Source organism: Gordonia alkanivorans, from assembly GCF_004011905.1.
In the GTDB taxonomy this organism is placed as follows: Bacteria; Actinomycetota; Actinomycetes; order Mycobacteriales; family Mycobacteriaceae; genus Gordonia; species Gordonia alkanivorans.
In genome coordinates this window covers 388,572-400,621 of record NZ_CP027114.1, presented here as the reverse complement: position 1 = coordinate 400,621, position 12,050 = coordinate 388,572, and the positions used below count along the sequence as shown (strand labels likewise).

Below are 12,050 nucleotides of genomic sequence, written 5' to 3'. Positions count from 1 at the left end.
CGCTATATCTAACGACGTAAGGTTTATTGCACAGACGCCGGGCATCCGGCGGTGAAGGAGTGACGCGATGAGCGAGATCGACGACTTTCGTGCCCGCTATGCGCAGCACGTCGGCCACGTCGCCGCCGGAGACATGGGATCTGCATTGGCGGAGATGGTCCAGGAGAACCTCCCGACCGTGTTCGAGGGCGTCGACGTGCCCCGTGGCGTGATCGAGGACCACCGGATCGTCGGGGTCCGCGCGGACGGCGACCGGATGATCGGCGAGGCCGTCTACACTTTCGACGGCCGTCAGGTCGGCCTCCGCTCGGTCTGGGAACGCCGCGACGGCACCTGGCTGGCTGCCGCCCTGGAGAACTTCCCGCCCGGTGATGGGGCATGACCGCCGCGACGACCGACGTCCCGTGGGGCCCGGCCGCCGATGGTATCGACGCACCGTACTGGGAGGGCCTCCTCGCAGGTGAGCTCCGCCTGCAGCGCTGCGGCACCTGCCAGACCTGGATCTGGAGTCCGCAATCGGTGTGCGGCAACTGTCACGGCTTCGACCTCGAATGGCGCAGCGTCGAACCGGTCGGCACCGTCTACAGCTGGAGTCGGAGCTGGTACCCGTACATCGAGGAACTGTCCGACCGGATGCCCTACATCAGCGTCCTCGTCGAACTCGCCGGCGCCGGTGGTCGCCGCGTCCTCGGACTGCTCGTCGACGATGTGGAGCGGACGCCGCGGATCGGTGAGTCCGTCACCGGACTCTTCGAGCACAAGGAGGGCGAACCCTGGCCGCTGCTGAGGTGGCGCCGGAACGATTCGGCCCCAGCCGATTCGATAGGGGGAGGACGCTGATGTCCGGATCGATCCGTGGTGCGACCGCCGTGGTCGGTGTCGCCGAAATGCATTACAAGCGTGGGCAATCGCCCATGACCGAGCAGCAGATGACCATCAAGGCCATCCTCGACGCCTGCGCCGACGCCGGGGTCTCGCCCCGCGAGATCGACGGATTCGTCTCGTACGCGGGCGGTTCCAACGACGGTCCCATCCTCGGTGCGGCCCTGATGGTCGACGAGTTGCGCTGGTCGAACATGATGTGGGGCGGCGGCGGGGGCAGCGTGGCCGCGGCCATCACGAATGCGGCCGTTGCGATCGCGTCGGGACAGGCCGACTGCGTCGTCGTGTATCGCGCCATGTCGCAGGCCGACACCGGACGACTCGGTTACGCCAAGTACCACTACGGCCCGCACTTCCTGGCGCACGGGGTCGGCTCGCCCGCACAGATCTGCGCGATGCGGACGCAGCGGATGCTCGAGCACGACGGCGTCCCGCGTTCGGCGATGCGATCTCTGGTGCTGGCGGCTTATCAGCATGCGCAACAGAACCCCACGGCCCAGGGGCACGGTCGGCCGCTCGACGAGGAGACCTACGAGTCGTCGAGGCTCATCGCCGAACCGTTCCACCTGTACGACTGTTCGCGGGAGAGCGACGGTGCGGTGGCACTCGTCCTGGTCTCCGCCGACCGGGCACGCGAACTCCGTTCCGACCCCGCCTATGTCATCGCGGGTGCACAGGGCGCGCCAGGAGGCTACTGCGAGCGCGTCGACAACGACGAGCAGTACTCGACCGCCGGGTTCGGTCCTGCGAACAACGGCAAACCCGGGGTCGCCGAACGTCTCTGGTCGTCAGCGGGGCTTGGTCCCGACGACGTCGACGTCGTGCAGGTCTACGAGAACTTCAGCGGTCCCGCGGTCGCGGCACTCATCGACCATCGTCTGTGTCCGCCCGGAGAAGCCGCCGGCACGGTCATGACGGTGGAGAACCTGACCGCACCGCACGGGAAGCTCCCGGTGAACACCAGCGGCGGCAACCTGGCCGATTCGTTCATCAACGGTCTGAACCTCGCGGCGGAGGCCGTGCGTCAGATCCGCGGTACCTCGACCAACCAGGTGTCCGACGCGAAGACGTCGCTGTTCATCGGTGGTCCGATGGCCCCGCTGGTCAGTTCGGTGTTGTTCGGCCACGCAGACACGCTCTAACCAGGCATTGAAGACACCGAAGGGTCATCATGTTGGATCGCAACGAGTTGTTCATCGACGGGAACTGGACGTCGCCGGCATCGGGGAAGTACGGCGACGTCATCGAGGCCGCGACCGAGAAGGTGCTCGGCCGTAGTGCTCTGGCGGGGACCGCGGACATCGATGCCGCCGTCGCGGCGGCACGGGCCGCACTCGACGGACCATGGGGATCGATGGGCAGGCCCGAGCGCGCCGATGTCCTCGACCGATTCGCCGCGGCGATGACCGCCCGGGCTCGCGACACGGCCGAACTGGTCAGCCGCGAGAACGGGATGCCCATCAGCCTGGCGAAGCCGACCAACGGCTACGGTCCCGCGGCGATGCTCTCCTACTACGCAGGCCTGATCCGGGCCACGGAGGACGAGGAGGTGCGCCCCGGCGCGCTGGGGGGTCGGACCGTCGTCCGCAGTGAGCCCGTCGGGGTGGTCGCGGCGATCACGCCGTGGAACTACCCGCAGCCGCTGGCGGCGATGAAGATCGCGCCCGCGCTCGCCGCGGGGTGCACGGTCGTCCTCAAGGCTGCACCCGAAACCGCGCTCGATGCCTTCGTTTTCGCCGACGCGGCACAGGAGGCCGGTCTCCCGGCCGGTGTGCTCAACGTCGTTCCCGGCGGTCGCGAGGCCGGAGCACATCTCGTCGAGCATCCCGGCGTGGACAAGGTGGCCTTCACCGGGTCGACCGTCGCCGGACGCGCGATCGGTGAGGTGTGCGGCCGCCTGTTGCGGCCGGTGACGCTCGAGCTCGGCGGCAAGTCGGCCGCCATCGTCGCCGAAGACGCCGACCTGGATGTCTTCGCCGGCCACCTGCTGGAGGTGTCGCTCCTGAACAACGGGCAGACCTGCCACGCCAGCACGCGGATCCTCGCCCCGCGGTCCCGCTACGGCGAGGTCGTCGACACGGTCACCGAGACCGTCCGTGCGCTTCGCATCGGTGACCCGCTCGACAAAGCGACGGCCATCGGCCCGCTCGTCAGCGCGGCGCAGCGCGACCGGGTCCTCGGCCACATCGAGGCGGGCCGGGCCGACGGCTACCAGATCACCACCGGGGGAGGCGTTCCCGCCGATCGCCCGCAGGGCTGGTTCGTCGAGCCGACGGTCTTCGCCGGGGTCGACAACTCTGCCCCTATCGCGCAGGAGGAGATCTTCGGCCCGGTGCTCACCATCACCGAGTACGTCGACACCGACGACGCGGTGCGCATCGCCAACGACTCCGAGTACGGACTCGGCGGCACGGTGTGGACCGCCGACGAGGAGGGCGGACTCGAACTGGCCCGCCGGATCCGAACGGGGACGGTCGGTGTCAATCACTACGCCCTCGACCTCACCGCCCCGTTCGGCGGGGTGAAGGCGTCCGGTCTCGGACGTGAACTCGGACCGGAGGGCCTCGCGCCCTACCTCGCCCCCAAATCGGTGTACTTCGCCACCCGCTGATCGACTGAGCTGCAACAGGAGTGACATGACGGATCTGCCCCTTGCCGGAGTACGGGTCGTCGACGTGACCGACGGCCTCGGCGAGTCGTGTGGACGTTTCCTCGCCGATCTGGGCGCCGAGGTGATCCGTGTCGAATATCCGGGTGGATCGGCCTCTCGCCGTACCGAGCCCATCGAGTCCGGGATCAGCATCCCGTTCGCACTGAACAACGCGAACAAGCGGGTCGTCGTCTGTGACCTCGACTCCGACGCGGGCAGGTCCCGATTCCTGAGTCTGGTTGCCGCCGCAGACATCCTGGTGGAGAGCACACCCAACGGGTTGCCGGCCGGGACCGGCTTGGGCGCAGCCGATCTCCTGGCCACAGCACCCGAACTGGTCGTCGTGTCGATCAGCGGATTCGGTCAGACCGGTCCCTACGCCGACTGGACCGCAACCGAATCGGTGATCTACGCGATGAGCGGGGTGCTGTCGCGGTCCGGTGAGCCGGGACGGGAACCGCTGCTGCCCCCGGCCGGGCTCGTCGAACAGTCGGTGGGGGTGCACTCGGCCTGGTCGGCGCTGCTGGCCTACTACGACCGGTTGCGTACCGGCCGCGGACAACTCGTCGACATCTCGGCCTTCGAAGCGGTGGTCCACGGTTTCGACCCCGGTTTCGGTGTGCAAGGTTCCGCGGCGGCGGGTCGCCGCGACGACTTCCCGCGAGGCCGACCCGACGCCGCGAACTTCTATCCGGTGCTCCGCTGCGCGGACGGGCAGGTGCGAATCTGCCTGCTCGCCAAGCGCCAGTGGCGCGCGATGTTCGCGTGGCTCGGCGAGCCCGCCGAGTTCGCCGACCCCGCCTTCGACACCATCCCGGCGCGTTTCGCGGCCGCGGACCGCCTGCATCCGTTGATCGAGGAACTGTTCGCCGAACGCACTCGCGACGAGCTGGTCGCCGAAGGCGCCGCGCGCGGCATACCGATCGGGGGCGTGCTGCGTCCCGCCGAGGTGCTCGACAACGACCACTTCGCAGCCTCCGGGACACTCGTAGACGCCGAGCTGGCGCCCGGTGTCACGGCCCGCATTCCGTCGGGTTACGTCAAGTTCGATGGCCGGCGAGCGGGATTCCGGCATCATGCCCGATCCGCCGACGACGCCGCGGACCTCTGGTCCGAGACGACCGACGCCCGCGGACTCGCGCAAGCGACTGCCGAGCCCGGCACCCACCCGTTCACCGGGCTGCGCGTGCTCGATCTCGGGGTTGTGGTCTTCGGTGCCGAACTCGGCCGCCAGTTCGCCGACCACGGCGCCGACGTCATCAAGGTCGAGAACCGCGACTTCCCGGATGGCCTGCGCCAGTCGAAGCGGAAGGACGTGCTGTCGCCGTCGGTGGCCTGGGGCCACCGCAACCGTCGCTCGCTGGGTGTGAACCTCCGTACCGAGGACGGCCGAAACCTGTTCCGCCGGCTCGCCGCGGACGCGGACGTGGTCCTCGCCAACTTCAAACCCGGAACCCTCGACTCGATGGGCATCGGCTACGACGAACTGCGAAAGATCAACCCGCGCATCATCGTCTCCGACGGCAGCGCCTTCGGTAGCACCGGTCCGTGGAACACCCGACTGGGCTACGGTCCTCTCGTCCGTGCGGCCTGCGGCGTCTCGGCACTGTGGCGGTACTCCGACTCCGACACCGGCCTGAGCGACGGCTCGACGGTGTACCCCGACCACATCGGCGGACAGGTCGCCGCGGTCGCGGTGCTCGCCGCCCTCATCGCGCGACTGTCGAGCGGACGCGGTGCCGAGATCGAGGTGGCACAGGCCGATACGGCTCTCGTCGCGCTCGGCGGCCGGCTCGTCCGCGAATCACTGGCGCCGGGATCGGTGTCCGCAGTCGGCAACACCGACCCGTTCGCCGCACCGGCCGGCGTGTACCCGTGTGCCGGCGACGACGAGTGGTGCGTGGTCGCGATCCGCGACGATCAGGGCTGGCGCAACCTCACTCGTCTCATCGGCCGTGAAGATCTCGCCGACGACGCCCGATTCCGGCACGCGGACAAGCGGATCGAGAATCGGGAGGAGGCGGACAAGGTCCTGACCGAATGGTTGTCGGAGCGGACTCCCACCGAGGCGATGACGGCCCTCCAGGAGGCGGGTGTACCCGCGGGCGCGATGGTTCGGCTGCCCGAGCTGCTCACCGACCCGCATCTGACGGCGCGTGAGGCCTACACCCGGCTCGAACATCCGCTGCTCCCGGCGCCGCTGCCCACCGCGGTGCGTGTTGCACGGTTCACGTCGATCCCCGATGCGCCGCTGCACCCGGCACCACTGCCCGGCGCCGACACGCATGAGATCGCGGTCGGGTTGCTCGGCCTCGACGAAGCCGAGTATCAGCGATTCGTCGCCGACGGAGTCCTCCAGCCACTCGAGGAGAGTGCCCGATGATCACCTATGAATGGCGACCGCGCCTCGACGGCGCCGAGCTCGACGAGGTGATCGAACTCGTTACCACGGCAGCCGAATACGACGACGAGGCCGGGTTCTCGCACATCGATCCCACCACGGTCCGGGAGGTCGGTGACGCCGGCCGCACCGTCGCGCATCTGCCCATCAAGGCACGGCGCGACCTCAGCCCGCTCGAGGACGCCCCGATGGTGATCGTGGCGTACCTGCACCTTGCGGTCGACGCCGACGGGCTGGGTACCGTCTCCTACGTGGTCCACCCCGAATACCGGTCCCGGGGCATCACCACCCTGCTCGTCGAGGAGATCGGTCTCGAGACCGACGGGGCCGACGGCTGGGACCACACCGGCGCCAAAGCGCTTCGCTGCTGGGCATATTCGACGCACCCGGCGTCGGGCCGCCTCACGCGCCGCTTCGGGATCCCGACGGTCAGCCGTCAATGGACGCTGGTCCGGCACCTGACCGGCCCCTTCGCCCTGCCGCTCGACAAGCCCGAGGTTCCGTCCGGCCTCGCCGTCGTCGGTCCTCGTGAGCACGCGGCCGACGATCAGGTGGTCGCCGGTGTCCTCGCGTCCGCGGAACTCGCACCGCGGCATCGTGATCGCGTCGCCGACGACTTGCGCCTCGGCGGTGGGCTGATCGTCGACGCGCGGAACGCGGACGGGGAAGTTCTCGGGTTCGTGTGGTTCTCCACCGAGCAACGCCGTCACCTCGAACTCCGCGCCGCGCCGGTCGACGCGCTGGTGCTCACCTCGGCAGCGCGGGGCGGAGGCGTCGGGACAGCCCTGCTGCTCAGTGCGCTCTGGCATCAACTCGACGCCGGTGTCCAGGTGTCCACGCTACGAATCGATCCCGACGATGCGGGCGCGGTCCGGATGTGCCGGTTGCTCGGTTACGAGCAGGAAGATGTGCACTCCTGCTACCAGCTCGGTGAGAGTTCGAGCCCGCCGCCGGCGTTCCGCTGACACGACTTCCGACATGTGAGAAGGTCCTGATGAACGACAACCGGGCCGAGGCAGCTGCGCTCGACAATCACAAGCTGTGCGTGGTTGCCAAGGAGATTGCGGCCGACGGGGTCGTGTCACTCGTCCTCGCCGATCCCGACGGCGGTGAACTGCCGGAGTGGGCGCCCGGCGCCCACCTCGACCTCGTGCTCGGCGACAACCTGATCCGCCAGTACTCCCTGTGTGGTGACGTCACCGACCGGACGCACCTGCGGGTGGCGGTTCTGCGCGAACCCGAGAGTCGCGGTGGCTCAAAGAGCGTCCACGATGACGTCGCGGTCGGCGATCTGATCGCGGTCAAGGGCCCTCGGAACAGTTTTCCGCTCGTCGATGCGTCGTCGTATCTGTTCGTGGCCGGCGGTATCGGCATCACTCCGCTGATGCCGATGATCGCCGAGGTCGATGGGCGTGGAACCGAGTGGGCGCTGCTCTACGGTGGCCGCACCGCGTCGGGGATGGCGTTCGCCGACCCTCTCTCGCAACAGTATTCGGATCGGGTTCAGGTGAGGCCGCAGGACGAGTTCGGTCTGCTCGACCTCGACGCGGCACTCGATGCGCTGGCTCCGGGTGCTGCCGTCTATTGCTGTGGACCCGAGCCGCTCCTGGCGTCGATCGAGGAGAAGTGCAGGTCGCGCAACGATATCGAACTCCATCTGGAGCGGTTCGCACCGAAGGTCATCGACGGTCCCGCTGAAGGATTCGAGGTCGTGCTCGACCGCAGCGGCACGACCGTGGCGGTCTCGGCGGATGAATCGGTTCTCGACGCGCTCCTGCGTGATGGCGTGGAGGTCGACTTCTCATGCCGTGAGGGCACCTGCGGCACCTGCGAACAGTCAGTCCTCGACGGCATTCCGGACCATCGGGATTCGGTGCTCGACGACGACGAACAGGCTGCTAACGACTGCATGATGGTGTGCGTGTCGAGGAGCTGCACGCCGAGGCTCGTGCTGGATCTCTGAGGTCTCTACGTATCGAAAGGAGCTACTCCGGCTCCGGGAGATCGTGGTCCCGGATGATGCCGTGCAGGAAGCTCCGGACCATTGCCTCGAACAGCTGCTTCTGTGTCAGTTCGTTCTTCGACAACGCTTCTGCGAGAAGCGGTTGCGAGGTGGCCGACACGTTGGGGAAGATCGCCGAGCGGGGCCGCGGCGGCCGCGTTGCCTCCATGAGGACCGCGCCGATGGCGAGTGTCTCCATCCCGTCCAGGATGCGGACATGGAGGTCGACGGGCACTCCCGACTCCAGCAGGAACTGTGCGGTGTCCTCGTAGGTGCCGGTGAACAGGTCGCGGGGCAGGTGCTGCAGCAGTACCGGCGCGGCGTTGCGGTGCCGGAGGATCGACTGCCGGAAGTTCAGCGCCAGGTTCACGAAGAACTCCGGCCAGTCCGGTCCGGGTTTCATCCGGGGGCGTCGGACCGCGGTACCGGCGATGTAGCGGGCGACCTCGGTGAGGATCTCGTTCTTGTCGTCGAAGTGGTGGTACAGCGACGGGGCGCGCACCCCGAGGTGTCTGGCGAGCTTGGGGAGGCTGAAGGCGTCGAGCCCTTCGGAGTCGATGATCTCGATCGATGCCGTCACGGCGGCATCGCGACTGATCAACGGCTTGGACGGCCGTGCCATTGTCCACCTCTCAGCGCGTCATGTCATTCGGCACACCTGTCACGCGCCCGCATCCGACCTAACCACAGTAGTTTCTCCGTGTCCGGTCGTCCATGTGGCTGCGACGATTGGTGTGCAGGTCACTCCAGTCGGCGCTCGGCATACGTCCGCAGGTTCTCCACCTGGTCGGGGTCGAGCGACGGACGGACCCGGCTCCTGGCCTCGGTCACGTCGTCGGCGGTGACCACCGCGGCGTTGATGTCGCGTCGCATCGCCGACAGTGCGGCCTCGCGGAGCAGCGCCGAGCAGTCGGCGGCGGAGTAGCCCTCGAGGTCGGCGGCGAGTTCGTCGAGGTCGATGCCGTCGAGCGGGACGTCGCGGCCGCTGGTGCGCAGGATGTCCCCGCGGGCTGCGGCATCCGGCGGCGGCACGAAGACCAGGCGTTCGAGCCGGCCGGGTCGCAGCAGCGCCGGGTCGATGAGGTCGGGGCGGTTGGTCGCGCCGAGCACGACCACGTCCTGCAGCGGTTCGACGCCGTCGAGTTCGGTGAGCAGTGACGCGACCACACGGTCGGCGACCCCGGAATCGGTGGACTGCCCTCGACGAGGTGCGAGCGCGTCGACCTCGTCGAGGAAGATCAGCGACGGCGCCGACTCGCGGGCGCGGGCGAACAGGTCACGGACCGCCTTCTCCGACGAGCCGACCCACTTGTCCATCAGCTCAGCACCTTTGACGGTGTGCACCGACAACTGGCCGGACGCGGCGAGCGCCCGCACGACGAAGGTCTTGCCGCATCCGGGCGGGCCGAAAAGCAGCACACCGCGGGGCGGGTCGACACCGAGCCGGGCGAAGGTGTCCGGGTGCTGCAGCGGCCACAGGACCGCCTCGGTCAGCGCCTGTTTGGTCTCGACCATGTCGCCGACATCGGCGAGCGTGATCGAACCGAGTGCCACCTCGGGGGAATCCGACCGGGACACCGGCCGGATCACGTCGAGCGCGCCCACGAGATCCTCGGTGCGGAGTGCGGGTTCGGATTTGCTGCTGCTGGCGCGGGTCGCGGCGCGCAGCGCGGCCTCGCGGGTGAGCGCGGCGAGGTCGCCGGCGACGAAACCCGGGGTGCGTGCGGCCACCGACTCGAGGTCGAGGTCGCCCTCGGTGGGAACCGTCGACAGGATCGCCGCCAACAGCCGTCCGCGGGTGGCGGCGTCGGGCAGTCCGATGATCAGTTCGCGGTCGCACAGCGACGGGTCGCGTAGGCGCGAGTCGAGGCGAACGGGTTCGGCGGTGGTCGCGACGAGCGCGATACGGCCATCGGAGATGCCCGAGCGCAGCTCGTCGAGGACAAGGGTGGCGACCGGCTCCGGCTCGGATGGCAGGAGGGCGTCGATGTCGGTGATGAGCAGGACCCCGCCGGTGGCGCGGGCGCGGGCCACCGCGTCGGTGACCGTGCGCAGGCGGGTGTTGGGTTCGGTGGCGCCGGTCGTCGGGCCGTCGACGGTGACGAGGGTGCGCTTCGCGCAGACCGATCGGACCAGCGTCGCCTTGCCGCCACCGGCCGGCCCGGTCACCAGGACGCCGAGACGAGGCGCGGCGCCCAGGGTGCGCAGGACGTCGGGCTCGTCGAGCGTGATCGTCAGCCATTCGGTGAGCTTGGTGATCTGCGAGTCGACGCCGACCAGCTCGGACACCGGCCGGACCGGGACGTCGGGCTCCTCGACCGGGACGCTGCCGACGGGAGCCGGGATCGTCGGCGGTGCGTTGACCGGGGTGTCGGGCACGATGCCGAGCGCACCCGGAATCCGCGGCGAACCGAGACCGGCGCGGTCGCCGAGCGGGGGCACCTCGCCTGCGGTCGTCGACCACAGCACCGCGGTGTTGGTCTGCACGCTGACGGGGGAGCCCGGATCGGTACCCGTGACGGTGAGCAGTTCGGTGGTCCAGGTGATGCCGACGGACCGGGCCAGGGCGCGCGTCGCCTCGGTCGCGGCGAGTTCGGGCCCGAGGTCGCGGGGCAGCAGCGACACCGCGTCACCGACCGAGAGCACCTTGCCGAGCAGCGCGCGCCGGAGCGTGGACTCGGTGATCGACTGGGTGGCCAGCACCGAGCCGTTCACGACGACCCGGCTCGCGCCGTGCACGACCACCGGGGCCAGCACGACCGGGGCGTTCTCCTTGACCCCGGCGTTGGAGAAGAGGATCTCGTCGAGCAGGACGGTCCCGGTCGGCGCCGACGCATCGGTCGCCGCGACCACCGCGGCGGTCACGCGGGCGCCGGTGATCGACACGGCATCCCACTCCCGCAGCGACAACGCGGTCAGCACCTCGGGGTGCACCCGGATGATGCCGCGGCGTGCCTCGGCCGCGGAGGTGTTGAGTCGGGCGGTCAGGGTCAGGGACACCTGGGAGCTCATTCGGTCTCGCTTTCGGTGTCGTCCGCAGCCGGTTCGGAGCTCTGCACGGTGACCGGCGCACCGGTGGGACGGTTGAGGCCCAGCCTGCGCTGCGACTTCAGGACGGGGCGTCGTCGACGGCCACCCGGCGCGGTCTTCGACGCCTTCCGCTGCGCACGGCGCTCGGCGGGCTTGTCGTCCCAGTGCTCCGGCCGCGAGGCGACCCACCGACGCGAACGCCACGCGAACGGGATGTGGATCGCGTAGGCGGCGATGCCGATCATCATCAGCAGGTAGGGGTAGGTCAGCAGGAGAGCGGCACCGACCGCGACGAGGACGAGCAGACCGGCGACCGCGCGCGGCGGGATCGACGCGGTCTTCAGGGACGCCGTGGGAACGCGGCTGACGGCCAGGAACGCGACCAGGACCAGCCATCCGCCCACGGCGGGCACCGATGTCCACCAGCCCTCGCCGAACTGCTGGGCCAGACCGATCGGCAGCAGCGCGCAGATGGCGGCCGCCGGTGCCGGGACGCCGACGAAGAAGTCCCTCGTGTACCCGGGTGCCTCGTCGTCGTCGAGCAGGGTGTTGAACCGGGCGAGGCGCAACACGATCGCGCAGCAGTAGATCAGCGCCAGCGCCCAGCCGAGATCCTGGCCGTCGAGCAGGAAGAAGTAGACGATCATCGCCGGCACCACGCCGAAGTTGATCGCGTCGGCCAGGGAGTCGATCTCGGCGCCGATACGGCTCGTCGCGCCCATCAGCCGGGCCACCCGTCCGTCGATGCCGTCGAGGAACGCGGCGGCGACGAGGAGACCCATGGCGACGTCGATGTCGCCGGTGGTGGCCGCGCGCATCGCCGTCAGTCCCGCGCAGATCGCGAGGATCGTGAGCGACGACGGGATGATGATGCGTCCCGCCTGCGCCTGCTTCCTGAGCCGGCGACGTTCGGGTTCACGTGGCTTGGACGGTGCGGGGCCATGGGCCTGCGCCTGGCGTCGTGCTGACCGCGCGGTGGGGACGCGGGTCTTGGAGGAGCGGGACGGCCGGCGGAGACCGGGGTCACCGGCCCGGCGTCCGGCGGGACCGTCGGATGAATTCGCAGCCTGGGGGTTCACGGGCCG

General features: G+C 69.3%; 10 protein-coding genes. 7 read left to right on the top strand and 3 right to left on the bottom strand.

Translation table 11 applies throughout. From position 1 onward, the window contains the following. Positions 1-67: 67 nt before the first annotated feature. The 7 genes from C5O27_RS01845 to C5O27_RS01815 are packed head-to-tail and all read left to right on the top strand — an operon-like array spanning position 68 to position 7,896. Complete coding sequence (locus tag C5O27_RS01845; protein ID WP_127961760.1) at positions 68-382, top strand: hypothetical protein; 315 nt, start codon at positions 68-70, stop codon at positions 380-382. Further along, positions 379-840, top strand: a complete 462-nt coding sequence (locus C5O27_RS01840; protein WP_127961759.1) for a Zn-ribbon domain-containing OB-fold protein — start codon at positions 379-381, stop codon at positions 838-840. The genes C5O27_RS01845 and C5O27_RS01840 overlap by 4 nt, the downstream gene beginning before the upstream one ends. Next, positions 840-2,024: a thiolase C-terminal domain-containing protein gene (locus C5O27_RS01835; RefSeq protein WP_127961758.1), complete on the top strand. Its 1,185-nt coding sequence runs from the start codon at positions 840-842 to the stop codon at positions 2,022-2,024. Before C5O27_RS01840 ends, C5O27_RS01835 begins: the two co-directional genes overlap by 1 nt. Before the next feature lie 29 nt (positions 2,025-2,053). Beyond that, the gene (locus C5O27_RS01830; protein WP_127961757.1) at positions 2,054-3,493 is read left to right on the top strand and encodes an aldehyde dehydrogenase; all 1,440 of its coding nucleotides are present in this window, start codon (positions 2,054-2,056) and stop codon (positions 3,491-3,493) included. A 25-nt stretch (positions 3,494-3,518) separates the two neighbouring features. Next, the gene (locus C5O27_RS01825) at positions 3,519-5,915 is read left to right on the top strand and encodes a CaiB/BaiF CoA transferase family protein (RefSeq protein ID WP_127961756.1); all 2,397 of its coding nucleotides are present in this window, start codon (positions 3,519-3,521) and stop codon (positions 5,913-5,915) included. Then, positions 5,912-6,898 carry a GNAT family N-acetyltransferase gene (locus tag C5O27_RS01820; protein ID WP_127961755.1) on the top strand — a complete coding sequence of 329 codons (987 nt, stop codon included), beginning with the start codon at positions 5,912-5,914 and terminating at the stop codon, positions 6,896-6,898. The genes C5O27_RS01825 and C5O27_RS01820 overlap by 4 nt, the downstream gene beginning before the upstream one ends. A 29-nt stretch (positions 6,899-6,927) precedes the next feature. Further along, complete coding sequence (locus tag C5O27_RS01815; RefSeq protein ID WP_127961754.1) at positions 6,928-7,896, top strand: PDR/VanB family oxidoreductase; 969 nt, start codon at positions 6,928-6,930, stop codon at positions 7,894-7,896. A 22-nt stretch (positions 7,897-7,918) separates the two neighbouring features. Here the strand turns inward: C5O27_RS01815 and C5O27_RS01810 are convergent, their stop codons facing one another. The 3 genes from C5O27_RS01810 to C5O27_RS01800 all read right to left on the bottom strand — a co-directional run bounded on the left by C5O27_RS01810 (position 7,919) and on the right by C5O27_RS01800 (position 12,044). After that, positions 7,919-8,557 carry a TetR family transcriptional regulator gene (locus tag C5O27_RS01810; protein WP_127961753.1) on the bottom strand — a complete coding sequence of 213 codons (639 nt, stop codon included), beginning with the start codon at positions 8,555-8,557 and terminating at the stop codon, positions 7,919-7,921. Between the two features lie 119 nt (positions 8,558-8,676). Further along, positions 8,677-10,947 carry an AAA family ATPase gene (locus C5O27_RS01805; RefSeq protein ID WP_127961752.1) on the bottom strand — a complete coding sequence of 757 codons (2,271 nt, stop codon included), beginning with the start codon at positions 10,945-10,947 and terminating at the stop codon, positions 8,677-8,679. Then, on the bottom strand, positions 10,944-12,044 hold the full coding sequence (locus tag C5O27_RS01800) for a CDP-alcohol phosphatidyltransferase family protein (RefSeq protein WP_127961751.1): 1,101 nt from the start codon (positions 12,042-12,044) through the stop codon (positions 10,944-10,946). Before C5O27_RS01800 ends, C5O27_RS01805 begins: the two co-directional genes overlap by 4 nt. Between the last annotated feature and the right edge of the window lie 6 nt (positions 12,045-12,050).

Excerpts from the sequence above, each read along its gene's own strand:
- C5O27_RS01845 (WP_127961760.1), top strand. The coding sequence starts at position 68 with ATGAGCGAGATCGACGACTTTCGTGCCCGCTATGCGCAGCACGTCGGC.
- C5O27_RS01840 (WP_127961759.1), top strand. The coding sequence starts at position 379 with ATGACCGCCGCGACGACCGACGTCCCGTGGGGCCCGGCCGCCGATGGT.
- C5O27_RS01835 (WP_127961758.1), top strand. The coding sequence starts at position 840 with ATGTCCGGATCGATCCGTGGTGCGACCGCCGTGGTCGGTGTCGCCGAA.
- C5O27_RS01830 (WP_127961757.1), top strand. The coding sequence starts at position 2,054 with ATGTTGGATCGCAACGAGTTGTTCATCGACGGGAACTGGACGTCGCCG.
- C5O27_RS01825 (WP_127961756.1), top strand. The coding sequence starts at position 3,519 with ATGACGGATCTGCCCCTTGCCGGAGTACGGGTCGTCGACGTGACCGAC.
- C5O27_RS01820 (WP_127961755.1), top strand. The coding sequence starts at position 5,912 with ATGATCACCTATGAATGGCGACCGCGCCTCGACGGCGCCGAGCTCGAC.
- C5O27_RS01815 (WP_127961754.1), top strand. The coding sequence starts at position 6,928 with ATGAACGACAACCGGGCCGAGGCAGCTGCGCTCGACAATCACAAGCTG.
- C5O27_RS01810 (WP_127961753.1), bottom strand. The coding sequence starts at position 8,557 with ATGGCACGGCCGTCCAAGCCGTTGATCAGTCGCGATGCCGCCGTGACG.
- C5O27_RS01805 (WP_127961752.1), bottom strand. The coding sequence starts at position 10,947 with ATGAGCTCCCAGGTGTCCCTGACCCTGACCGCCCGACTCAACACCTCC.